Raw genomic sequence first — 24,336 nt, 5'->3', positions numbered from 1 at the left:
TGGGGCGGGCAGTCGATAGCCTTTGCCCCATGCCCGAGTTCATCTATGTCATGTCGCGCGCCCGCAAGGCGCATGGCGACAAGGTCATCCTCGATGACGTCACGCTCTCGTTCCTGCCCGGCGCCAAGATCGGCGTCGTGGGACCCAACGGTGCTGGCAAGTCGTCCGTCCTCAAGATCATGGCCGGTCTCGACCAGCCGTCGAACGGTGAGGCGCGGCTGACCCCGGGCTACAGCGTCGGCATCCTCATGCAGGAGCCGGAGCTCAACGAGGAGAAGACGGTCCTCGGCAACGTCGAGGAGGGCGCGGGTGAGATCAAGGCCAAGCTCGACCGCTACAACGCCATCTCCGAGGAGATGGGTGAGCCCGACGCCGACTTCGACGCGCTCATGGCCGAGATGGGCAAGCTCCAGGAAGACATCGATGCTGCCGACGCCTGGGACCTCGACTCCCAGCTCGAGCAGGCGATGGACGCCCTGCGCTGCCCTCCGCCGGACGCCGACGTCACCGTCCTCTCCGGTGGTGAGCGCCGTCGTGTCGCCCTCTGCAAGCTCCTTCTCCAGAAGCCGGACCTCCTGCTCCTTGACGAGCCGACGAACCACCTCGACGCCGAGTCGGTCCTCTGGCTCGAGCAGCACCTCGCGAGCTACCCCGGCGCTGTCGTCGCCGTGACGCACGACCGCTACTTCATGGACAACGTCGCCGGCTGGATCCTCGAGCTCGACCGCGGTCGCGCCTACCCCTACGAGGGCAACTATTCGACCTACCTCGAGAAGAAGCAGGCCCGACTCGAGGTCCAGGGCAAGAAGGACGCCAAGCTCGCCAAGCGCCTCAAGGAGGAGCTCGAGTGGGTGCGCTCCAACGCCAAGGCCCGCCAGACGAAGAGCAAGGCTCGCCTCGCCCGCTATGAGGAGATGGCCGCCGAGGCGGACCGCACGCGCAAGCTCGACTTCGAGGAGATCCAGATCCCGCCCGGCCCGCGCCTGGGCAGCAAGGTCATCGAGGTCACGAACCTCAAGAAGGGCTTCGGCGACCGCGTCCTCATCGACAACCTGTCGTTCTCGTTGCCGCGCAACGGCATCGTCGGTGTCATCGGCCCGAACGGTGTCGGCAAGACGACGCTGTTCAAGACCATCGTCGGGCTCGAGCCGGCCGATGGCGGCACCGTCGACATCGGTGAGACCGTCAAGATCTCCTACGTCGACCAGAGCCGTGGTGGCCTCGACCCCAACAAGAACCTCTGGGAGACCGTCTCCGGCGGCCACGACTTCATCCAGGTCGGTCAGGTCGAGATCCCGTCCCGCGCCTACGTGTCGCAGTTCGGCTTCAAGGGCCCGGACCAGCAGAAGAAGGCGGGCGTCCTCTCCGGTGGAGAGCGCAACCGCCTCAACCTTGCCCTGACCCTCAAGGAGGGCGGCAACCTGCTCCTCCTCGACGAGCCGACCAACGACCTCGACGTCGAGACCCTCGGTTCCCTCGAGAACGCCCTGCTCGAGTTCCCGGGCTGCGCCGTGGTCATCAGCCACGACCGGTGGTTCCTCGACCGGGTCGCGACCCACATCCTCGCCTACGAGGGCACCGAGGAGAACCCGGCCGCCTGGTACTGGTTCGAGGGCAACTTCGAGGCCTACGAGGCCAACAAGATCGAGCGTCTCGGCGAGGAGGCGGCGCGCCCGCACCGCGTCACCTACCGCAAGCTCACCCGAGACTGACGTCCTCGAACGAGGGTCCCAAGGGGCAGACCGCCACGGCTTCGTAGTGCGGTCTGCCCCTTCCTTCTCCCCGGTGCGAGACGAAGACGGTGACCTCGTCCGCGAGCCAGGACGGGCCGGCATACGTGTCCATGACGCGCAGCCACGCGGTCGCCTCGAAGGGGCGCCGCGCCCGTGCCAACGTCAGGTGCGGGCGGTACTCGCCGCCCGCCGGTGAGGCGCCGACCCGCCCCACTGCGGTGCGTGTGTGCAGGGCGAGGCCCGTCAACCGTTCCAACCCATCGGGCGCGTCCGACTGCACGTCCATCCACACGACCCGCGCTTCCGCCGGGTTGGGGAACACGCCAGCGCCGCTGAGCCGCAACGGGACGGGTGCCTGATCGTTCGCCACGCCCGCGACGGCATCGATGACGTCGTCGACGCCGTGCTCTGCGACGTCGGCCATGAACGCGAGCGTGATGTGCCACAGGTGAGCGGGCGTCCACCGCAGACTCGACTCGACCTCGAGACGCGGTTCGATGAAGTCGGACAGATGCTCATGGGGAACGTCGGGCGGGACGATCGCAGCAAAGACTCGCACCCGGCAATTGTGCTTGCTCCCCGATGCGAAACCTGCGCAGGATCACCACGTGCGATGCGGACTCCAGATATCCAAGTTCACCTGGCCGGGCGGCGCGTCCGCGATCGGCCCCACCTTCAAGAGAGCGGCACAGGATGCAGAGGCGGCAGGTCTGTCCTCGCTCTGGGTCATGGATCACTTCTTCCAGATCCACCAACACGGGCCACCCGAGATGGACATGCTCGAGGGCTACACCGCGCTGGCCTTCGCCGCCGCGGCCACCGAGCGCATCGAACTCGGGACCCTCGCCACCGGCGTGACCTATCGGCACCCCGGCCTGCTCGCCAAGACGGTCACGACCCTCGATGTCCTGTCGGGCGGCCGCGCCTGGCTCGGCATCGGCGCCGCCTGGAACGAGGAGGAGCACCTCGGCCTGGGCGTCCCCTTCCCGCCGCTCAAGGAGCGTTTCGAGCGGCTCGAGGAGTCGTTGCACATCTGTCGCCAGATGTTCGATGGTGACGAATCCCGTTATGCCGGAACGCATTTCACGCTTGAGCGTCCCCTCAACGTGCCCGCACCTTTGCGGCGCACACCGATCCTCATCGGGGGGAGTGGGCCGAAGAAAACCCTTCGACTTTTCGCGAAGTACGCGGATGCGTGCAGCCTCTTCGATGCTGGCCCTGACGCCATGGCGGCTCGGTTGGCGATCCTGCGTGGCCACTGCGATGACCTCGGCCGCGACCCCCGCGACATCGAGGTGACCGCCCTGTCCCGGCTCCTCGTGTCGCGCACGGGCGGCACGTCACCGCGGGGCAACCGGATCTGGACGGTCGACGAAGCCATAGACCATTACGGGCGGCTCGCGGAAGTCGGTCTCGACCACGTCATCTGGACGCTCCCCGACGTCTCGGACCACACGGCATACGAGGTCGTGGCCGACATCGTCCGCCAGCTGGAGCCGGTGGCGGCAGGCGAGTGGTGACCGGCGACCCGTCGTTCAGCTGCGCTTCGTCGCGGCGAGGAAGACCGAGCTCCCGAAGGGCAGGTTGAGCCCTCGACGCAGCACGGCCTCGTCGACCTTCGTGGCGCCGAGCAGTGCGTGGTGGAGGGGGGCCGAGACCTGGGGGACCTCGACGACGTCGACGGCGGTCGTGTGCTTGCGCTCCTTGAGCCGCCGCGCTGCGCGCTCGACGACGAAACCGGGGAAGACCGACGTGAACGCGTAGGTCGCTCGGTCGACCCGGAACCCCGCGCGCTCGACCGCAGCGACGGCCCGACGCTTGGTGTAGCGGCGGAAATGGCCGTTGGCGACGTCGAAGTCGGTCCATGCCCACTGGTAGGCCGGCACCGCCATGAGGAACGCTCCGCCTGGCTGGAGGACGCGGGCCACCTCGTCGAGCGCGTCGGCCTCCGGGTCGCAGTGCTCGATGACGTCGAAGGCGGACACCATGTCGAAACTCGCGTCCGCGAAGGGGAGCGACAGGGCCGAACCGCAGACACCGTTTGCGCCCAGACCTCGAGGGTCGATGTCGAGCGAGGCCAGGTGCCGCGTGCCGTCGTGGAGCCAGCCGGCGCTCGGGCCGTCCGCCGAGCCGATGTCGAGGACGGTCGTGCGGCCCTGGGCGTACTCACTCAGCGCGGCGTGGAGCAGGTCGGTGCGCGCGAGGTACCACCAGTAGTCGGGCTGCTCGATCGAGGGCGAGCCACCATGGCCTTCGGCGTCGGTCATGGTGCCCGAGCCTAGCCTCGGGTCACGAGCCGGACGGCGAGGTCTCCGTTGGTTTCGCCGATTTCCTCGGGCGTGCGCCGGATTTGGGGGGAGTACCACCGGGCGACGTCGACCGCCATGGACAGAAGGGCGAGCGCCGTGGCCGAGATGTCCTCGACGTCGAACTCGCCGGACTCGACGCCATCGGCGAGGACGTCGCGGACCACCTTGTCGATCTCACGTCGGAGGGCGAGGACGGTGTCGCGGTGCTCGGGCGTGAGGTGGCGGAATTCGTACTGGACGATCCGGCCCAGCTGGTGGTGCTCGGCATGCCAGGTGGAGAAGCCGCTGATGATCCGGCGGAGGGCCTCCGTGGGGGAGTCGGCGCGGGCGGCGGCGGCGACGAGCTGGTCGCGCGCGGTCTGGTGTCCGCGACGGCTCAGTTGGAAGAGCAGGTCCTCCTTGGAGGAGAAGTGGACGTAGACGCCGGCGGGGGAGAGGCCGGCGCGCGACGCGATGTCGCGCGTCGTCGTGGCGTGGAAGCCCTTCTGGGAGAACGCGTCGGCGGCGGCGATCATGAGCCGGACGGCGGTGGCTCCCGCGGTGTCCCCGGAGTCCTCGAGCGTCGCGAGGATGCTCTGCTCGGACAGCGGTGTCCCTGTGGTGGCCGACATGTTGACAGCATGCCTGAGGCCCGTGAGACTAAGCAAGCGCTTAGTCGAATGTGTTTCTGACCTGTTCTGCCGAGGAGAACCCATGCCCCGCAACATCTACGACGCCGACCACGAGGCCTTCCGCAGCTCCGTGCGCGAGTTCGTCGAGCGCCACCTCAAGCCGCGCGCCGAGGAGATGATCCGTGAGCACACGATCCCGCGCGACATCTGGATCGAGGCCGGCAAGCAGGGCTTCTTCGGCCTGACCATCCCCGAGGAGTTCGGCGGCGCCGGTATCGACGACTACCGCTTCAACGCGGTCCTCGCCGAGGAGCTCGCGAAGTTCAACGTTGCCGTCTCCTCGTGCTTCGGCATCCACGCCGACATCACGGCCCCCTACCTGGTCGCCATGGGCACCGAGGAGCAGAAGGCGCGCTGGCTCCCGCGCGTTGCCACGGGCGAGACGATCATGTCGATCGGCATGACCGAGCCGTCCGGTGGCTCCGACCTCGCATCGCTCAAGTCGACGGCGGTCAAGGCCGACGACGGCAGCGGCGATTGGATCCTCAACGGCTCCAAGACGTTCATCACCAACGGCCACCAGTGCGACCTCGCCGTCGTCGCGGCCCGCACCGACCCGACCAAGGGCGCCAAGGGCATCTCGCTCTTCGTGCTCGAGGCCGGCGACGAGGGCTTCACCAAGGGCCAGCCGCTCGACAAGGTCGGCCAGCCCGAGTCCGACACGTCCGAGCTGTTCTTCGACAACGTCCGCCTCCCCGCAGACCGTCTCCTCGGCCCTGAGGGGATGGGCTTCATCACGATGATGCAGAAGCTCCCGCAGGAGCGCCTCGGCAACGCCGTCGGCTGTGTCGCGCACGCGGGTCAGATCCTCGAGGAGACGATCGAGTACACCAAGGAGCGCAAGGCCTTCGGTCAGCCGATCGGTTCGTTCCAGCACAACAAGTTCAAGATCGCCGAGCTCGTCACGATGGTCGAGGTCACCCACGCCTATGTCGACGACTGCGTTGCGGCGCACGCCGAGGGCAAGCTCACCGCCGTCGACGCCGCCAAGGCGAAGTGGTGGGCCGCCGAGATCCAGAGCAAGGTCCTCGACGAGTGCGTCCAGCTGCACGGTGGTTATGGCTACATGAACGAGTACCGCGTCGCCCGCGCCTGGCGTGACGCCCGCATCAACAAGATCTGGGCCGGCACGAACGAGATCATGAAGGAACTCATCGGCCGGGACCTGGGCCTCTGAGGAAAGCGCAGCGGAGGTTGAGGGCGACGAAGGAGCCCTCGGCAGTAGCGGAGGTGACGAGGGGGCCCCAGAAGGTGGGCCTCTGAGGAAAGCGCAGCGGAGGTTGAGGGCGACGAAGGAGCCCTCGGCCGTAGCGGAGGTGACGAGGGGGCCCCAGAAGGTGGGCCTCTGAGCGAAGCGCAGAACTAGTCGAGAGGAGAGAACTCGCCGCGTATGCCGGGGGCAGACGGCGTGTTCTCTCCTCTCGACTGCTGTGGGTCGCCGGAGGGGGTGGGCTCACGTGATCCTGAGCGTGGCCGGATCGAGGTCGAGCATCCGTGCGACGGCCTCGACTGTGGCCATGCGGCGTGGTCGCACGTAGACGTCCTGGGCGAAGACCTCGCGCACCTGCCATCCGTGCCCTTCGAGAAGGTGGCGGCGTTGGGTGTCGGCGCTCCGGCGGCCGATGTCGGCGTGGGGCGCTCCTTGGTACTCCGCGACAACCCTCTCGCGCCGCCACACGAGGTCGCCCTGCGCCAGGAATTCGCCTGCCTCGTCGGTGATGACGCCGCACACTTCCGGTTCGGGGAAGCCGGCTCGGACGAACATGAGCCGGGCCCGTGTCTCCATGGGTGACCCGACCCGGGGCGGGTGAGATCGAGGGCCCGCGCAAGCGCCACCTTGCCGCGGGGACGAATCCGTTGATGAAGAGCTTTGTGCAGGGCCCTCACGCCGGGAGAAGTTCGTGCGCCACTCGTGACGGCGGCTGACGCGGAGGCATCCAGCTCAGCAGTGATCGCGTCGGCGACGACCACGAGATCGTCCACGGTGAGGCGGCCGCGGCGCAGTTCGCCGAGGTCCACCCAGGTATCGGCCGGGCCCACCAGTCGCAGCCCGTCGACATCGACCACCTCACGAATCTCGAGTCCGCGGTGCCCCACGCACCCCGCTCGCATCACCCGACCATCGGAAGTCTCAGCCATCACGTGCAGCGGGCCTGAGTCGGCCTCCTCCTCGAGGGCGGAGGGGAGGGGGAAACGCTGCAACCTCGCGGAGGTGAGATGCGAGTATGCGCGCGCGGACGGCATACCGACGCCGAAGGCGAGAGCGCGCGAGGCGAGCGTCGTCGGCACCTCGAGAACGTGGGCGCCGCGAGTGGGATGGGTCAGGTCCCCACGTCGCAGTCGGGAGACAGGCAGACCCTGCTCGCGGGCCTGGTCCGTGCTGAACGGTCCGGCAGCGAGCGACTCGGGCAGAGGGCTCGGTGCACCCCGTGAGCATGCCGAATTTCCGCGATCTCGCCGCGGCGTCATCCACAGGCCCGGTCGAGAGGAGAGAACACGCCGCGTATGCCGGTGGGCTGGCGGCGTGTTCTCTCCTCTCGACTGCTGGATCAGGCGGCGAGCTCCGCGAGGACGTCGTCGATGGCGTCGTAGCTGCTCTGCAGTCCGTGCTCCATGCCCGAGTCGATGACGGCCTGGACGGTCTCGGGGGAGTCGTACGTGATCGTCGCGGTGAGCGTCGTGCGGCCGTCCTCCTCGACATAGGTCGTGTCGATGACGGAATAGGGGCTGTCGATGTTGTCGAACTTCTCGGTGTGGACGAGGCGTCCCGGGCGCTCGATCGTCTTGTAGTGACCGGAGAACGAGACCTCCTCGCCCGTGGACCCGGCGACCTGGGCGAAGTGCCAGGCGCCGCCCTCGCGGAGGTCGACGTCGCACACGGTCATCTCGCCGTGCCCGGCGCCCCACCACTTGCGGATGTGCTCGGGGTTGGTCATGGCCTCGAAGACGAGGTCGGCGGTGCCGGGGAAGGTGCGGGTGATGACCATCTCCGAGCCGGAGGTGGTGATGGTGGCGCGCTCGTGGGCGCCCGTGGCGGCGGTGCTGCTGGTCATGATGACTCCTGGGGGGTGTGGGCTCCCGTGCCGTTGTCGGCCGGGGGCTCGTGGATGGTCGCGAGGTAGTCGCCGAGGTTGTCGAACTGCTGCTCCCAGTGCTGGCGGTAGAGCTCGAGCCACGACGTCGCGTCCTTGAGGGGTGCGACCGAGATGCGGCAGTGGCGCCGCTGCCCATCCCGGCTCTTGGTGACGAGGCCGGCCTTCTCGAGGACCGTGAGGTGCTTCGAGATCGCCGGCAGCGACATGTCGAACGGCTCGGCAAGTTCGCCGACCGTGGCGTCCCCGGTGGACAGGCGGGCCAGAATGGCGCGCCTCGTGGGGTCGGCCAGGGCGGCGAACGTGGTGCTGAGCTGATCGGGCATGTGATTAACGTAGTAGTTAATTAACCAATCAGTCAAGAGTTTGCTGGCGGTGGAGTCAGCCCAGCCAGGCTGGTCAGTCGAGCGGACCGCCCGCCACGTAGATGACCTGGCCCGAGACGAACCCGGCCTCCTCGGAACAGAGGAAGGAGATCGTCGCCGCGATGTCGTCGGGCTGACCCACGCGACCCACCGGCGTCTGCGAGGCGGCATGCGCCAGGAAGTCCTCGAAGGACACGCCCACGCGCTCGGCCGTCGCAGCCGTCATGTCGGTCTGGATGAAGCCCGGGGCCACGGCATTGGCCGTCACGCCGAACTTGCCGAGCTCGATCGCGAGCGTCTTGGTGAAGCCCTGGAGTCCGGCCTTGGCCGCCGAGTAGTTCGCCTGCCCGCGGTTGCCCTGTGCCGAGGAGGACGAGAGGTTGACGATGCGTCCGAACTTTTCCGCCGTCATGTGGGCCTGGCAGGCCTTCGTCATGAGGAAGGCGCCGCGCAGGTGCACGTTCATGACCGAGTCCCAGTCGGCCTCGGACATCCTGAAGATGAGGTTGTCTCGGATGATTCCGGCGTTGTTGACCAGGACGACCGGCGCCCCCAGCTCGTCGGCGATGCGCGCCACACCGGCCTCGACCTGCTCTGCATCGGACACGTCGATGCCCACGCCGAGCGCCGAACCGCCGGCCTCACGGATCGAGGACGCAACCACCTCGGAAGCGGACTCGTCGAGGTCGACGACAGCCACGGCATACCCGTCCTTGGCAAGCCGACGGGCGGTTGCGGCGCCGATACCGCGGGCGGCTCCGGTGATGACGGCGGTGCGGGGAGCGGTCACGGGGGGGGTTCCTCCGGAGGGGGTCTGGTTCGGTAGGTTGGATCTCTGCGCGAACCCTACCCAGCAGCATCAACGGATGACTGTCGCTCGCGTCACGTGGGCCGCCGTCGTCCCGTGTGAGGAGTCATGACCCACGACGTGAACTGGAAGGCGGCCATGGAGATCTGGCCCGGAACGGCATACCCCCTGGGTGCCACCTACGACGGCAGTGGCGTCAACTTTGCCCTCTTCAGCGAGGTCGCGGAGTTCGTCGAGCTGTGCCTCATCGACGACGGGCCGGACGGTGAACTCGTCGAGACGCGGATCTCGGTGCCGGAGATCGACCACTTCGTCTGGCACTGCTATATCCCTGGGCTCCAACCGGGCCAGCGCTACGGCTACCGCGTCCACGGCCCCTACGACCCGGAGGCCGGGCACCGCTGCGACCCGAGCAAGCTCCTGCTCGATCCCTATGCCAAGGCGATCGAGGGGCAGGTCACCAACGACCAGGCACTCTTCGCCTACGACTTCCTCGACCCCACGCAGCGCAACACCGAGGACTCCCTCGGCAAGACGATGCTGAGCGTCGTGATCAACCCCTACTTCGACTGGTCCCACGACCGGCCGCCGCGTCACGACTACCACGAGACGGTGATCTACGAGGCGCACGTCAAGGGCCTGACGATGACCCACCCCGACCTGCCCGAGGAGATCCGCGGGACCTATGCCGCGATCGGGCACCCGGTGATCATCGACCACCTCAAGGGCCTCGGCGTCAACGCCATCGAGCTCATGCCCGTGCACCAGTTCGTCCAGGACACCTCGCTCCAGGCCAAGGGGCTCACGAACTACTGGGGCTACAACACCATCGGCTTCCTCGCTCCGCACAACGCCTATGCACAGGGCGAGCGAGGCCAGCAGGTGACCGAATTCAAGGCGATGGTCAAGGCCCTCCACGAGGCCGACATCGAGGTCATCCTCGACGTCGTCTACAACCACACGGCCGAGGGCAACGAATTCGGTCCGACGATCTGCTTCCGGGGCCTCGACAACGCGAGCTACTACCGACTCGTCGACACCGCCAAGCAGCACTATTACGACACCACCGGCACGGGCAACAGCCTGCTCATGCGCAACCCGCACGTCCTCCAGCTCATCATGGACTCGCTGCGCTATTGGGTCACCGAGATGCACGTCGACGGCTTCCGCTTCGACCTTGCCGCCACGCTCGCGCGTCAGTTCCACGAGGTCGACAAGCTCTCCGCGTTCTTCGACATCATCCAGCAGGACCCGGTCATCTCTCAGGTCAAGCTCATCGCCGAGCCCTGGGACGTCGGTGATGGCGGCTACCAGGTCGGCAACTTCCCACCCATGTGGACCGAGTGGAACGGGCAGTACCGCGACACCGTCCGTGACTTCTGGCGGGGTGTGCCGGCAACGTTGGGAGAGTTCGCTTCTCGCATCACCGGGTCGAGCGACCTCTATGAGCACAGCGGCCGCAAGCCCATCGCGTCGATCAACTTCATCACGGCGCACGACGGCTTCACCCTGCGCGACCTCGTGTCCTACAACGAGAAGCACAACGCCGCCAACGGCGAGAACGGCCTCGACGGCGAGAGTCACAACCGCTCGTGGAACCACGGCGTCGAGGGCCCCACCGATGATCCCGAGATCCGGTCGGTGCGCCTGCGCCAGCTGCGCAACTTCCTCACGACGCTGCTGCTGTCCCAGGGAGTTCCCATGATCAGCCACGGCGACGAGATCGGGCGCACCCAGGGCGGCAACAACAACGTCTATTGCCAGGACAACGAGACCGCGTGGGTCGACTGGCAGCTCGACGAGGACCAACTCGAGCTGCTCGAGTTCACCAAGGCCGTCGTTCGGTTGCGGCGCAACCACCCGGTCTTCCGGCGGCGTCGATTCTTCGCCGGCTCGGCCGACCACGGCGGACAGTCGACGATGGGCGACATCTATTGGCTCCGGCCCTCCGGCGAACCCATGGCGGAGGAAGACTGGTCCGGCGACGCGTTGCGAATCATGGTGTGGCTCAACGGTGGTGCCATCCACGAACCCGACAACCGCGGACAGATGATCACCGACGACGACTTCCTCGTCTTCTTCAACGCCGACGACGAAGAGGCCGCCTTCACCATCCCCTCCACCGAGTGGGGCGAGCGGTGGCTCATCGAGATCGACACCTGTGCTGACGTTGTCGACCCCGGCTGGCACGAAGCCGGATCTGGCATCACCGTCGGCCCCCACTCGGTCGTCGTCCTGCGGACTCCGCGCGAGACCGCGCCCGTGCCGACGGGAGCCGCGACCTCGGAACGTCAGGTCTGATTGCGTATGCCGTCCGCCCCCGTCTTCGTGAGCACCTCGCGTCGCGCCGTGCCCACCTCCACCTACCGCCTCCAGATCCACGGTGGGTTCGGCTTCGACGCGGCAGCTGAGCGCACGGCATACATCGCGAATCTCGGTGTCTCACACCTGTATCTGTCACCGATCCTCCAAGCCGCACCGGGGTCGACGCACGGCTACGACGTCGTTGACCACACGGTGCTGAGTGAGGCGGCGGGTGGTCGGGAGGCGTTCGACCGGCTTGTCGCGGCCGCACATGCCGTCGGGCTCGGGATCATCGTCGACGTCGTCCCCAACCACATGACCGTGCCGGAACAGACGTGGCGCAACGCCCCCTTGTGGTCCCTGCTCCGCGACGGTGAGGCATCGCCGCACGCGCACTGGTTCGACATCGAGTGGGAGTCGGTGGGCAGGTGGTTCGCCGACGGGCGCCGGGGGCGCGTGCTCATGCCGGTCCTGGGTGCGTCGTTGGACGAGGTGCTGCGCGCGGGTGAACTCACCATGGCGGGCGACGGTGGCGCAGGTGGGGACGAGACGGTGCTCCGCTACTACGGGCACGAGTACCCCGTTGCGCCCGGGACGGAGACCCTGCCGATCGCGGAACTGGTCGAGGCGCAGCCCTACCTGCTCACGCACTGGCGGGCCGGGAGCACGGACCTGAACTACCGCCGCTTCTTCGACGTCACGTCGCTCATCGCCGTGCGGGTCGAGGAGAACGATGTCTTCGATGCGACCCACGCTCTCCTGCTCGACCTCTGGCGCGAGGGGGCGATCGATGGGTTCCGCATCGATCACCCGGACGGGCTCGCCGATCCCGAGGGCTACCTCGCCCGGTTGGCCGAAGCGACCGGCGGGGCGTGGGTCGTCGCGGAGAAGATCCTGGAGGGTGACGAGCAGTTGCCTCCCTCGTGGCCGTGTGCCGGGACCACCGGATATGACACCTTGCTGCGGGTGCAACAGGTGCTGACCTCGTCACGTGGGGATGCCGTCCTCGACGAGCTGTGGGCGGAGCATGCCCGGGCGGAGCGCGCGGAGCTCGACGACGTGGTTGCCGCATCGAAGGAACTCGTCGTCGATGACGTCCTCGTCGCCGAGGTCACCCGTCTCCGCCTGGTCGTCCACCGCATCCATGACGGGCTGAACCCCGACCTCGTGCTCGAGGCCCTGAGGGCTCTCCTCGTGGCGATGGACCGCTATCGCGCCTATGTCGTCCCCGGCGAACCCGCGCCATCGGAGCAGGTCGAGGTGCTGACAGCTGCTGGTGACCGCGCCCGGGCGCAGCTCCGCCCTGCGGCCCATGCCGATCTCGACCGGCTCCTGTCCCTGGCGCAGGGTGTCGTCCCCGAAGGAGCGGATCGCGCCCTGGTGGACGACTTCGTCGTGCGGTTCCAGCAGACGTGCGGACCCGTCATGGCCAAGGGCATCGAGGACACCGCGTTCTATCGCTGGGCTCGCATGGTCGGCGCCAATGAGGTGGGTGGGCATCCTGCGCACCTGTCCATCGACCCGGCCGAGTTCCACGCGTTCCAGGCGCGGCAAGTGGCGACCTGGGCCACGACGATGTCGACCCTCACGACGCACGACACAAAGAGGTCCGAGGACGTCAGGGCCAGACTCATGACGCTCGCCGAGGATGCCGACGGCTGGGCTGCGTGGGTGCGGGAGGCGTCGGATCTCGTTGCGGCACAGCGCTCCTCGCGCGTGGACCCGGCGACTGAGTACCTCGTGTGGCAGACCGTGATCGGCACGTGGCCCATGTCGCCGGACCGGATCGAGGGTTATGTCCTCAAGGCGATCCGCGAGGCGAAGGACCACACTGCCTGGATCGATGGCGACGCCGAGTACGAAGGGGCCGTCGTGGACTTCGCTCGAAGCGTCGTGGCCGACAGGGCCATTGCGACGCTCGTCGGCACCTGGCTGTCGCACCACTCCGAATCGATCCGGGCCAACGTGCTCGGGCAGAAGCTGCTCCAGCTCGTCGCTGTCGGTGTGCCCGACGTGTATCAGGGTGCGGAACTGCAGGCCCTCACCCTCGTCGACCCCGACAACCGTGGCGCGGTCGACTGGGCCGATCGCACGGAGCGGCTCGCTCGCCTCGATGCCGACGGGACTCCACGCGACCTCGACGACGAGAAGTTGCTCGTGACCGCCACCGCGCTGCGCCTACGTCGCGAGCACCCCGAGTGGTTTGTCGGTGACACCACGTCGTACGCGGGCCTCGACTGCGACACGCCGCACGCCATCGCCTTCAGTCGTGGTCAGGCCGGCGACGACGTTCTGGCTCTCGTGACGCTCGAGGCCGATCGACTTGCCGCTGCCGGTGGTTTCGGTCAGGCATCGGTCCGTCTCCCACATGGCCAATGGCGAAATGTGCTGTCGGACAGTCAAACTCGCACTTTCTCTGGTAACGCGGTGTTGGCTGACCTGCTCTCGGACCTTCCTGTCGCGCTCTTGGTGAGGACGTCATGATCGAGGTCTGGGCCCCCGACGTCGCCAGGGTCGAGATCGAGTTCGGTGCGCCCGGCGAGAGCCCGGCCCGTGAGCCCATGGCGCGCGATGACCGAGGGTGGTGGCGCTGGGAAGGGGACCCGACGGCATACCCCGTTCTCGACTACGCCTTTGTCCTCGATGGCGAGTCGCCCGCTCTTCCGGACCCCCGCAGTGCGTGGCAACCGCACGGAGTGGACGGACCCAGCCGATGGTTCGACGTCGCGGCGCACCAGTGGGCCGATGCGACGTGGCGGGGCCCTCGCGACGGGGCCGGCACGCTGGGCGGTGTCGTCTACGAATGCCACATCGGGACCTTCACCGACGAAGGCACGTTCGATGCCGCGATCGCGCGCCTGGACTACCTCGTCGACCTCGGCGTCGACGTCGTCGAGATCCTGCCCGTCGCCGCGATCCCCGGCCGCTGGGGCTGGGGCTACGACGGTGTGGACCTGTATGCCGTCCACGACGCCCTGGGTGGTCCGCTCGCCTTCCAGCGATTCGTCGACGCGTGCCACGCACGCGGGCTCGGGGTGTGCCTCGACGTCGTCTACAACCACCTCGGTCCGAGCGGCAACTACCTCGGCCGGTTCGGGCCCTACTTCACGCAGACTCACACGACCCCGTGGGGGCCAGCCGTGAACCTCGACGCTCCGGGTTCGGACGAGGTGCGGGCGTTCATCATCGACAACGCGCTGCGCTGGTTCCGCGACTTCCACGTCGACGCCCTGCGCCTCGACGCCGTCCATGCCCTTGTCGATGAAGGGGAGCGGCACCTCCTCGCAGAACTATCGGATTCCGTTGCGGCACTGGCGGATTCGCTGGGCCGCCCACTTGACCTCATCGCGGAGAGCGACCTCAACGACACCGCAATGGTCACGACCACCGCCGAGGGTGGGCTCGGCATGACGGCCCAGTGGGCCGACGACGTGCACCACGGGCTGCACGTCGCGCTGACGGGGGAGACGCAGGGCTACTACGAGGACTTCGGGGGCGGCACGCGCAGCCTTCCCGATGGTGGTCCGCTCGACGTCCTCGCCCACGTCCTCACCCGGGGATTCCTCCATGACGGCCGGTGGTCCACGTTCCGCGGTCGTGCGTGGGGCAAGCCCATCGACGTCGACAGCCTCGACGGCCGCCGACTCGTCACCTACCTCCAGACCCACGACCAGGTGGGCAACCGGGCCACCGGCGACCGGATCTCAGCGACGCTCAGCCCGGGTCGGCAGGCGATCGGTGCGGCGCTCTACCTCCTCGGCCCGGGGACACCGATGGTGTTCATGGGGGAGGAGTTCGCGACGTCGGCCCCGTGGCAGTTCTTCACCGACTTCACCGACGAGGCCATGGCCGAGGCCGTGCGGGCTGGCCGTCGCGCCGAGTTCGGAGCGCACGGGTGGACGGCCGACGAGATCCCGGACCCGCAGTCACGCGCCACGCGTGACGCGAGCGTGCTGCGGTGGGACGAACTCTCGTCGGAGCCGCACGCTTCACTCCTGCGGTGGTACACCGACCTGATTGCCCTGCGCCGCTCCGTGATCGGCACGGATACCACGCGATTCGCCGACGTCACCTGCCACGTCGAGGACGACGGCAAGACCTTCGTCATGTCGCACCGCGGGATGACGGTCTCGGCCGATCTCGGTCGGGACGCGGTCACAGTGTCCGCACCCGGCATACCGGATCTCGTCTTTCCCTGATCCGCGGAATCGCGGCGCGCACACAGGTTGCAAAAGTCACGAAGCGGATTCTTTCGTCGGCGAGACAACCTCTGGCCGGGCTGCCTCGTTAGGTTGACGAGGGTGGCGGCCGGCAGGGCGGCTGCCACGCGACCGACGAGGAGGTTGGGGGATGGGTTTGCTGACCCTGCTGCGGCGGCGGATGGGCACCCACGTCCTCGCCGTCGTCGCCGTCGTCATCGCCACGTTGATGTCGATGATCGTGGTCGCAACCCTCCAACTGCTCTCCGGTGCGATCTCGGACGCGGGCGTGCGCACCAGTCTCGCCAGCGGCAATCGGGCCGACCGCACCATCACGGTCGTGGCGTCGGTGAGGCCCGGGACCCTGGCCGAGGCCGACCGGACGGTGCGTCAGCGCATGGAGGCCATCGGTGGCGAGCTCGAGATCAGCCGGGTCGCCTACCTGACGGCCCGCGGCATCACCGGTGCGGATGCGACGGCACGTGCGCAGGTCGCCGACGTGACCGGACTGCGCGACCGCGCGGACCTCGTGTCCGGGGCATGGCCCACGGCGGGCGCTGGCTCGGGATCCGCCCAGGAAGTGGTCCTGCCCGTGGAAGCAGCCGCAGCGCTGGACCTGACCCTCGGCGAGGAGTTGGCCCTGCCGAGCCTCGTCAACGAGTCCGAGAAGGACCTCGTCGTCCGTCTCGTCGGCACCTATCGCCCTCGCGACCCGACCGCCGCCGTCTGGATCGACGACCCGCTCAGTCTCTCGGGCGTGCAGCGTTCGGAATACACGACCTTCGGACCGTTCGTGCTCGCCGACGGAGTCTTCGAGAGCGGAGCCGTCGGTCCGAGTCCGATCACGTGGCGGGCGGGCGCACGTTTCGACGACGCGACGGTCACTTCCATCAGCGACATCCGCGACCGGCTGACGACAGGGCTGGCCGCCCTGCGGGAGGTCGTGGGGGACGACCGGGACGCGCAGCCCGGCGCCACCGCCACGCCGTCGCCGATCTTCAGCAATGCGCGCGTCGAGACGACCCTGCCCGGTCAGCTCGACGACGCGACCGTCGTGGCCCAGCGCATCCGGGCCTCGCTGCTCACGCCGACCGTGCTCCTCATCCTCCTCGGTGCCTCATCCCTCGTCATGGCCGCGCGGCTCCTCGTCGGCCTGCGAGCCGACGAGACGAGGCTCATGCGCACCCGCGGACTGTCCACGGGCCAGCTCGTGACGATGGCCCTGGCCGACGCGGGCTTCGTCGTCGGACTGGGCGCCGTCGGTGCTGTCGTCGTTGCGCCCTTCCTCACTCGTGTCATCGCCCGCGCCGCAGACGTCTCACTCGCCGGTGACTCGGTCGGGGAGGCTGTCCGGGAGCCGGGGTTGTGGATCGCCCTCGCCACCATGGCCCTGCTCGCGACGCTCGTCATCGTTCTCACCGCCCTGCGCTCGGGCGCGGGGAGCACCGGATTGGGACGGGCGGCTTCGGCAGGCGGCAGCGCCGGGGCGGGTGGTGTCGGCTCGCGACTGCCGGCAGTCCTTCAGGTGGTGTCCGGCGGCGGTCTCGACCTTGCCCTCGTGGGCATCGGGGTGCTCGCCGTACTGCAGTTGCGTCGCTATGACGTCGTCGGGTCCACCACGGTCGACCCCCTCACCATCGCGGCGCCGGCGTGCGTCGTCGCGGGGCTGGCCGTGTTGTGCCTGCGGCTCCTGCCCGGCGCGACCCGTCAGGTGGAGCGCGTGTCCGTGGGACACGTCGGGCTCGACCGCGCCTGGGGCGCGTGGCAGCTCTCTCGCCGGCTCGCAGCCCAGGGTGGCACGATCCTGCTCATCCTGCTCTGCGTCTCCATGGGTGCCCTCGCGCTGGCTCACTCGGCGACGGCCGGGCGCGCGCTCGCGGACCAGTCGGCGTTCGAGGCTGGCGCTTCGGTGCGGGTCGACGGCACGCTCGGGCGGCCGCTCGCCGAACGCGTCGCCGGTGGGTCGGACCGCGCGATGCCCGTGCTGCGTGAGACGTCGGAGATGCGGAGCGTTGCGGACGTCACGGTGCTCGGGGTCGACGCCACGACCGCGGGTCGAGTCATGAGCCTGCGTCCGGACGCGCTGGGCGGCCGGGCGTGGAGTTCCATCACCGACTCGCTGGCCCGCCAGCGCCCTGACGTCACGGCCGTGACCCTGCCGACCGGCACGAAGGAACTCACGTTCCGCACGAGGTTCCTCGCCACCGCCGGTTCGCTCGAGGGCTTCAGCATCGACAACTTCGGGCTCACCGGGCAGGTGCTCGTCCGCGACGCCCGGGGCTACGTCACGTCCCTGCCTCTGGGTACCGTCACGTCGACGTCGAGGGCCGTTGCGCTCGAGATGCCGCAGGGGGACCTCGCTCTGGCCGAGCCGGTGTCCCTCCTTGGTTTCACCATGACCCTGCCGGATTTCCTGCGCGACACCGTCCCCGGCCTCGTCCTCGGCATGGAGGCCACGGATGTCCGTGCGGACGGGACGCCGGTGCCCGGGACGGATCTCCTCACGGACCGGTCGCAGGGCGTGGACCTGAGGTACGGCGTCGCGGCGCCCGCCGTGAGGAGCGTCCCCGTCGTGATGACCCGTGACCTCGCGTCCGCCCTCGACCTCGACGTCGGGGGCACCCTGGGACTGCCCGTCGCCGGGCGCAACATCCCGGCAAAGGTCGACGCCCTCGTCGACGTGATCCCCACGGCGACCGACCCGACCCGGGCGATCCTGCTCGACCTGCCGACGTTCTATGCCACCACTGGCTACGCCGGCACCGAACTGGCCTGGCCATCCGTCGCCCCGGTGCCACGCGAGTGGTGGCTCGCACCCACGGACGGGCCCCGGGCTGCCACTGCCCTCCGCGAGGCCGGCGTGCTGGCGGCCGCACTCGTCGTGCGTGACGATGTTGAGGCCGGACGCCGGAGCAATCCCGTCAACGCTGGCATGCAAGCGGCCATGCTCCTGGTCACGGGGGCCGCACTCGTCCTCGCGGCGGTCGGATTCGCCGCCACGACCGCGTCGCTCGCGCGCGCCCGCCACCACGACAACGCGATCCTCTTGGCCCTGGGTATGCCGCCTGGTCGGATCCGACGCATCCTCACCCTCGAGCGCGTGTGCATCGTCGGACTCACCGTGCTCGTCGGCGTGGCGATGGGCGCGGCCGCGGCCTGGGTCGTCGTGCCCTTCCTCGTCGGCGGCGATGGCCACGCGCAGGTTCCGTCCGTGCTCGTCGTCATCCCGTGGGGTGCCCTCGCGGGCCTGGCCGCCGTCGTCATCGCCGTGCTCGGCCTCCTCGGGGTGCTCGTCCTGCGGCGCACCGGTGGCGACATCGCCTCCGAGTTGAGGATGGGGGAGTCCCGATGACCGGGCGTCACGAGGGACCGCACCGCCTCCCGAAGTTCGGGGCGATTCTGCACCCGGGGAAGGGCAGAGGCAGGCGCGAGGCGCCATCCGCAGGAAGCGACCTGGACGTCGGCACCGTGCTGCGCCGCAGCGCCGGACGACAACGGCTCGCCTCGATCCTCTTCGCCCTCATCGCGGCCACGGCGGCCGTCTACTTGGTGGGGGCACCGAGACTGCAGTCGACGGCATACGACCGCGCTCTGGGGGACGAGCTCCGCTCGGCAACCCAGAGCCAGCGCGACCTGACGTTCGCGCTCACGCCGCAGAGTGCTGGATTCGTCGAGGGCGTGGATGGGGGCGAGGGGCCCGGGGGTGGCGTGGGCGCCCCCTTCACGATGGTCGACGATGCGGTCCGTCGGGCCCTGGGCAGCGATCGGGACCTCGTCGGGACCCCGACCTTCGCGGCCCAGAGCCAACCGTTCAGTGCCGCCCCGGAGGGCGTCAGGACAGCAGCCGAACCGCAACAGGTCGTCCTGCGTGTCCAGGACCAACTGGACACGCACGTCACGTGGACATCGGGGACGAGCCCGGGGGAGGCGACCGACACCCGGCTCATCGACGACAACGTCCGACGCCGCGCGCGGGTCATGCCGGTGGGCGTGTCCGAAGCCGTGGCGAGTGCCCTCGGCATCAAGGTCGGACAGGTTCTCGTCCTCGGGGCGGTGAACTCCCTGCCCGGCGGGGTGCGCGACACCGTCCATGTCATCGTCTCGGGAACCTTCAGGCCACGCGATCCCGGGGACGCCTTCTGGCAACCCGAGCCGCAGCTGCTCGACGTCGCTGCCATCCCGTCGCCGCAGGGTGGCTCGGTGCGGCGCGGCGCGCTCGTCCTTCCGCTCGAGAGCTATCCAGCGCTGACCGACACCCTCCAGGGCTTCCAGCTCCAGGAGTTCTCGCCCATGGGCTCGTCCGCGCTGACCCACACGTGGCGATACACCGTCCGCGAGGACCTCACCCGAGCCGACGCGACGCGCCTCGAGAAGGCGACCGGTCGACTGGCCTCGTCCGTCGAACTGACCCGACTTCCCGAGCGCCCGACCCTCATCACCGACGTCCCAGGCCTGGTCCAGCGGTACCTGCGCTCCCTCACGAGCACGAGCGTCGTCACGTCGTTCGCGTCGGCCGGCATCACCGCCCTGGCGATCATCGTCCTCATGCTGACTGCCCTCGTGGCGACGGCCGGGAAGTTGCGCGAGCTCACGCTGATGACGGCCCGCGGGGCGTCGACCCGCAATGTGCTCACGGTGGCTCTCGTCGGCCCACTGACGTGGGGAGTCGCGGGCGTCGCTGTGGCATCGGGACTTGCCGTCCTGCTCCTCGACGGGACCACCCCGTGGTCGTCGTGGCTGCAGGTGGGTCTCGTCGTCGCGGCACCCGCCATCGCCATCGCCGTGCTCGCCCTCGGACACGTCCGGGACGCCACGACCGGTCGCGTCGGCACCTCGCATCTCGTGCGAGCTGCGCGCCGGGTGGTCGCGGAGGTCGCCCTCATCACCCTGGCGGTCCTCGCGGTCGTGACCGTCCGCTCGCGCGGTGAGGTCATCAGTGGGGGACAGACCGACTGGTATGCCGCTCTCGCACCCGTGCTCGTCGCCGCGGCTGCCGCGGTGGTCGTCTTCCGCCTCCTCCCGGCACCGCTGCGGGCGCTGTCGCGCTGGGCCGGGCGGGGCAAGGGTTATGTGCCCTTCCTCGGGCTGGCTCGGACCTCACGGTCAAGCACGACCTCGGGGCTACCCCTGCTCGCCCTCGTCGTCGGCGCGAGCGTGCTCACCGTCCTCGCCTCGATCTTCGTGACGATCGGACAGCAGCGCACCGAATCCGCCTACCTCATGGTCGGGGCCGACGTGCGCGTCGATGCGGTGCGGATCGATCCGCAGGACGTCGCCGCGCTCTCGTCACGACCCGGTGTGCAGGCAGTTGCACCGGCCCACATCGACTCGAACGCGCAGATTGCCGGCGCCGTGGTGTCGACGGGGCAGCGAGCCCGCTCGCTGACGGTCATCGCGCTCGACCCGGCGAAGTACTCGTCCGTCATCGCCGGGACGCCGCTCGACACGGGCCAGGCCCCGCTCGACGCCGGGCCCGATCGCATCCCGGTGTGGCTCAGCGACGGAGCCTCCGTCGGTGACGAGATCGAGCTCGAGCTCGGCGGAACGCACGTCCCCGCGACGGTGACCATGGTCGACCCTCGATTCGCCCGGGTCACGGGCGGACGCACCGTGACGACCGGATTCGTCCCGTTCGACCAGCTGGCCGACCGCGTGGCCATCCAGCCGACGAGTGTCTATGTCCGGGCCTCGCCGGAGGCGAGCACGGACCTCATGACAGCGAGCCGCACCGATCGTGCCGCCCTCGGAGAGCTCGAGACGGGTGCCGCCTCGGCGCGAGAGATCGTGGACGAGAGCGCGGCGCGCGCGCTGCCTTCCTTCGTGACCCGCCTGTATGCCGTCGCCGCCGCGCTCGCGAGCATCCTCGCCTTCCTCGCGGTCGTGCTCCTGCTCATCGCGAGCCGACCCGAACGGCGTCAACTGCTGCTGCGCCTGCGGACCATGGGCGTGCCCCGAGCGGCCGAAGCGCGACTCCTCGGCGTCGAGGTGCTGCCGCTCCTCGCCACGGCCGTCCTCGTCGGGGCCGCGGTCGGCGTGGCCGCACCGGTCCTCGTCTCGAGCGCGCTCGACCTCGGTGCCTACACGACCGGTCCGCGCCCGACCCTCACACCCCGATGGTCCGTGGGAGCCGCTGCCGCGGGCGCGGCGTTCCTTCTGGCCGTGCTCGCACTCGTCGTCGAGCACCTTCGTACCCGACGTGCCTCGCTCGGCGAGCACCTACGTGGAGGAGAGTCCGCATGACCCTGATCCAACAGGCGGCCGCCGTCGATGCCGAGGGGAGCGTCGAGCAGGCCGTGGTCTGCGACGGACTCGTCCGCATCTTCACGTCCGAAGGAGTGGAGGTCGTGGCCCTGCAGGGGCTCGACCTCGAGGTCGCCCGCGGCGAGCTCGTCGCCATCGTCGGTGCGTCCGGCTCGGGCAAGTCCACGCTTCTCAACATCCTCAGCGGTCTCGACCTGCCGAGTGCTGGGTCGGCCCGGGTGGCGGGGCATGACCTCCTGACGATGGGCCGGGCCGAGCGCTTGCGCTACCGGCGGTCAACGGTCGGCTTTCTCTACCAGCAGGCCACCGCGAACCTCCTGCCGTATCTCTCCGCCATCGAGAACATCCAGCTGCCGATGGTGTTCGCCTCACGCGGGCACCGGGAGGCACGTGCCCGCGAACTCCTCGAGGTGCTTGGCGTCGCCGACTGCGCCGACCGTCGGCTCGACGGGCTCTCGGGCGGTCAGCAGCAGCGGGTTGCGCTGGGTGTCGCCCTCGCGAACAACCCTGTCGTCCTCCTCGCCGACGAACCCACGGGTGAGCTCGACTCCCGTAGCAGCGACGAGGTGTTCTCGGCGATCCGCCGGGCCAACGAGGAGCTCGGCACCACCGTCATCGTCGTCACCCACGACCCGCACGTCAGCGAGCAGGTCACGCGAACCGTCGCCATCCGCGACGGCCGGACCGCATCCGAGGTGCGTCGCCACGTCACCCGCGACACTGACGGCGGCGAGCTCGTCATCAGTCAGGAGTACGCAGTGCTCGACCGCGCCGGACGCCTGCAGCTACCCAAGGCGTTCGTGGCCTCACTCGGGCTGCGCGACCGGGTCCGCATCGAACTCGAGGGCGACCACATCACCGTCTGGCCGGAGGCGCCTCGACCCGACGCGAACGAGAGGGGCGACGCCCAGTGAGCACGCCGGCATACCTCGAGGTTTCACGAGTGGAGCGGACCTTCGGGTCGGGACCCACAGCAGTCCACGCACTGCGTGGGGTCTCACTGACGGCGGGGACGGGTGAGGTCGTCGCCGTGCGCGGCCGTTCGGGGTCGGGCAAGACGAGTCTGCTCAACATCATCGGTGGGCTCGACCGCCCCGACGCCGGCACGGTCCGCGTCGACGGGGTCGAGGTCACGGCTCTCTCCGACGACGACGTACTTGCGCTGCGCCGCACAACGGTCGCCTATGTGTTTCAGTCCTTCGGCCTGGTGCCCATCCTCAATGCGCACGAGAATGTCGAGATTCCGTTGCGGCTCAGGGGAGTTGACCCCGCCGAACGAGAGGCGCGCGTCACCGAGGCGCTCGACCACGTCGGGCTCGCCAAGCACGCCAAGCAGCGCCCCGGCCAGCTCTCGGGAGGTCAGCAGCAGCGCGTGGCCCTTGCCCGAGCGCTCGCGGCGCGGCCCGGGCTCCTGCTCGCCGATGAGCCGACCGGGCAACTCGACTCGGAGACGGGTCGCGAGATCATGGAGCTCATCGTGCGCCTCGCCAAGGAGGGGCAGATGACGACGGTGGTCACAACACACGACCCGGTGCTGCTCTCGCTCGCCGACCGCGTCCTCGAGATCGCCGACGGCGCGATCGGAGAGCCGGCGGAATCCGCGACGGCGGGCGGTGCCCACTAGTCGCGGACGCGGAGCATGCCCTCCTGGGCGACCGTCGCGACAAGGGTGCCGTCCTGGGTGAACATCCGACCAATGCCGAGCCCACGCCCTCCCTGGGCCGACGGCGACTGCTGCGCATAGAGCCACCAGTCGTCGGCGCGGGCCGGGCGGTGGAACCACATGGCGTGGTCGAGGCTCGCCACGTTGAGCCCCCCACCGATCCACTGGCGTCCGTGACGGCGAAGAACCGGCTCGAGCAGGGCGTAGTCGGAGGCGTAGGCGAGCACTGCCGCGTGGATGAGCGGGTCCTCGGGCAACGTGCCGACCGCTCGCGTCCACACACTCTGCTGGGCGACCTGCTCGTCGCCGGGAGCGAGGAAGAGCTGCCCCTCGACGTGCCGCTGCTCGATCGGTCGCTCGGCGAGGTGTTGCGCCCCCGGGTGGTCGATCCCGCCGAAGACGTCGGCGAGGGACTGGAGCCCGTCCGGCCCCGGAACGTCAGGCATCTCGTCCTGGTGGTCGAGGCCGTCCGCGGGCTCCTGGAACGAGCAGCTCATCGACAGGATGGGCTTGCCGTTCTGGATGGCGTGGGCCCGACGCGTCGAGAAGGACCGGCCGTCGCGCATCCGCTCCACGGCGAACGTGATGGGCTGGGTGTCGTCTCCCGGGCGCATGAAGTACGCGTGCAGAGAGTGAATGGGGCGGGGTGCTCCGCTGTCGTCGCTCGTGACGGTGCGACCGCACGCCATGACACCCTGGGCCAGGACCTGGCCGCCGAACACCCGCCCGTGCGGCATCTTCTGGCTCTGCCCGACGAAGAGGGTCATCTCCTCCGCGAACCGCATCGGGTCCGCGCCGGCCGAGTCGGTCGAGGGCCTCACTTCGACGTCGGCCCGGCCGACTTCCTCGAGGTCGAGGATGTCGAGCAGGCCGGACAATGCCGGTCGGGTCTGGGGCTCCAGGGGCTCACTCACAGGCGTCACCCTAACCG

The 24,336-nt window shown here is 69.1% G+C and carries 18 protein-coding genes; 10 read left to right on the top strand and 8 right to left on the bottom strand.

Translation table 11 applies throughout. The features are described from left to right. Positions 1–29: 29 nt before the first annotated feature. The gene (gene ettA, locus N803_RS01485) at positions 30–1,712 is read left to right on the top strand and encodes an energy-dependent translational throttle protein EttA (protein ID WP_035901988.1); all 1,683 of its coding nucleotides are present in this window, start codon (positions 30–32) and stop codon (positions 1,710–1,712) included. Here the strand turns inward: ettA and thpR are convergent. Next, positions 1,699–2,292 carry an RNA 2',3'-cyclic phosphodiesterase gene (gene thpR, locus N803_RS01480; protein ID WP_035901986.1) on the bottom strand — a complete coding sequence of 198 codons (594 nt, stop codon included), beginning with the start codon at positions 2,290–2,292 and terminating at the stop codon, positions 1,699–1,701. The two genes, ettA and thpR, sit on opposite strands and share 14 nt — an antisense overlap. 49 nt (positions 2,293–2,341) lie before the next feature. Here thpR and N803_RS01475 point away from each other — a divergent pair, with 49 nt between their 5' ends. Continuing rightward, a complete protein-coding gene (locus tag N803_RS01475) occupies positions 2,342–3,253 on the top strand; it encodes an LLM class F420-dependent oxidoreductase (protein WP_035901985.1) in 912 nt (303 codons plus the stop codon). 15 nt (positions 3,254–3,268) lie between these two features. Here N803_RS01475 and N803_RS01470 read toward each other — a convergent pair whose 3' ends face one another. Together N803_RS01470 and N803_RS01465 are read right to left on the bottom strand one after the other, a co-directional pair. Further along, positions 3,269–4,000, bottom strand: coding sequence for a class I SAM-dependent methyltransferase (locus N803_RS01470; RefSeq protein WP_035901983.1), 732 nt, complete (start codon positions 3,998–4,000; stop codon positions 3,269–3,271). A gap of 11 nt (positions 4,001–4,011) precedes the next feature. After that, the gene (locus tag N803_RS01465; protein ID WP_084763907.1) at positions 4,012–4,653 is read right to left on the bottom strand and encodes a TetR/AcrR family transcriptional regulator; all 642 of its coding nucleotides are present in this window, start codon (positions 4,651–4,653) and stop codon (positions 4,012–4,014) included. 82 nt (positions 4,654–4,735) lie between these two features. Here N803_RS01465 and N803_RS01460 point away from each other — a divergent pair, with 82 nt between their 5' ends. Next, complete coding sequence (locus tag N803_RS01460) at positions 4,736–5,890, top strand: acyl-CoA dehydrogenase family protein (RefSeq protein ID WP_035901981.1); 1,155 nt, start codon at positions 4,736–4,738, stop codon at positions 5,888–5,890. A gap of 276 nt (positions 5,891–6,166) precedes the next feature. Here N803_RS01460 and N803_RS01455 read toward each other — a convergent pair whose 3' ends face one another. The 4 genes from N803_RS01455 to fabG all read right to left on the bottom strand — a co-directional run bounded on the left by N803_RS01455 (position 6,167) and on the right by fabG (position 8,960). Beyond that, positions 6,167–6,499 (bottom strand): hypothetical protein, encoded by a 333-nt coding sequence (locus N803_RS01455; protein ID WP_156969610.1) that lies wholly within the window; start codon positions 6,497–6,499, stop codon positions 6,167–6,169. 763 nt (positions 6,500–7,262) lie between these two features. Then, positions 7,263–7,766 (bottom strand): SRPBCC family protein, encoded by a 504-nt coding sequence (locus N803_RS01450; RefSeq protein WP_035901976.1) that lies wholly within the window; start codon positions 7,764–7,766, stop codon positions 7,263–7,265. Continuing rightward, positions 7,763–8,131, bottom strand: coding sequence for an ArsR/SmtB family transcription factor (locus tag N803_RS01445; protein WP_035901973.1), 369 nt, complete (start codon positions 8,129–8,131; stop codon positions 7,763–7,765). The genes N803_RS01450 and N803_RS01445 overlap by 4 nt, the downstream gene beginning before the upstream one ends. A gap of 73 nt (positions 8,132–8,204) precedes the next feature. Beyond that, on the bottom strand, positions 8,205–8,960 hold the full coding sequence (gene fabG, locus N803_RS01440; protein WP_035901971.1) for a 3-oxoacyl-ACP reductase FabG: 756 nt from the start codon (positions 8,958–8,960) through the stop codon (positions 8,205–8,207). Between the two features lie 156 nt (positions 8,961–9,116). Between fabG and glgX the strand changes: the two genes are divergently transcribed. From glgX to N803_RS01405, 7 genes are all read left to right on the top strand, one after another. Further along, positions 9,117–11,279 carry a glycogen debranching protein GlgX gene (glgX, locus tag N803_RS01435; RefSeq protein ID WP_035902617.1) on the top strand — a complete coding sequence of 721 codons (2,163 nt, stop codon included), beginning with the start codon at positions 9,117–9,119 and terminating at the stop codon, positions 11,277–11,279. A gap of 48 nt (positions 11,280–11,327) precedes the next feature. Next, positions 11,328–13,766: a malto-oligosyltrehalose synthase gene (gene treY / locus N803_RS01430; RefSeq protein ID WP_342666667.1), complete on the top strand. Its 2,439-nt coding sequence runs from the start codon at positions 11,328–11,330 to the stop codon at positions 13,764–13,766. Continuing rightward, positions 13,763–15,481, top strand: coding sequence for a malto-oligosyltrehalose trehalohydrolase (treZ, locus tag N803_RS01425; RefSeq protein WP_035901968.1), 1,719 nt, complete (start codon positions 13,763–13,765; stop codon positions 15,479–15,481). The genes treY and treZ overlap by 4 nt, the downstream gene beginning before the upstream one ends. A 151-nt stretch (positions 15,482–15,632) precedes the next feature. Beyond that, positions 15,633–18,833 carry an FtsX-like permease family protein gene (locus N803_RS01420; RefSeq protein ID WP_035901966.1) on the top strand — a complete coding sequence of 1,067 codons (3,201 nt, stop codon included), beginning with the start codon at positions 15,633–15,635 and terminating at the stop codon, positions 18,831–18,833. Then, positions 18,830–21,721, top strand: coding sequence for an FtsX-like permease family protein (locus N803_RS01415; RefSeq protein ID WP_035901965.1), 2,892 nt, complete (start codon positions 18,830–18,832; stop codon positions 21,719–21,721). Before N803_RS01420 ends, N803_RS01415 begins: the two co-directional genes overlap by 4 nt. Further along, positions 21,718–22,656: an ATP-binding cassette domain-containing protein gene (locus N803_RS01410; RefSeq protein ID WP_035901964.1), complete on the top strand. Its 939-nt coding sequence runs from the start codon at positions 21,718–21,720 to the stop codon at positions 22,654–22,656. The genes N803_RS01415 and N803_RS01410 overlap by 4 nt, the downstream gene beginning before the upstream one ends. Further along, complete coding sequence (locus N803_RS01405; protein ID WP_035901961.1) at positions 22,653–23,366, top strand: ABC transporter ATP-binding protein; 714 nt, start codon at positions 22,653–22,655, stop codon at positions 23,364–23,366. The genes N803_RS01410 and N803_RS01405 overlap by 4 nt, the downstream gene beginning before the upstream one ends. Here N803_RS01405 and N803_RS01400 read toward each other — a convergent pair. Then, positions 23,363–24,319 carry an acyl-CoA thioesterase gene (locus N803_RS01400; RefSeq protein WP_052111589.1) on the bottom strand — a complete coding sequence of 319 codons (957 nt, stop codon included), beginning with the start codon at positions 24,317–24,319 and terminating at the stop codon, positions 23,363–23,365. The two genes, N803_RS01405 and N803_RS01400, sit on opposite strands and share 4 nt — an antisense overlap. Positions 24,320–24,336: the final 17 nt, after the last annotated feature.

The organism is Knoellia subterranea KCTC 19937 (genome assembly GCF_000768685.1).
GTDB lineage: Bacteria > Actinomycetota > Actinomycetes > Actinomycetales > Dermatophilaceae > Knoellia > Knoellia subterranea.
Note: the sequence above shows the minus strand (reverse complement) of the source record. Positions and strands in the feature narration are given on the sequence as shown.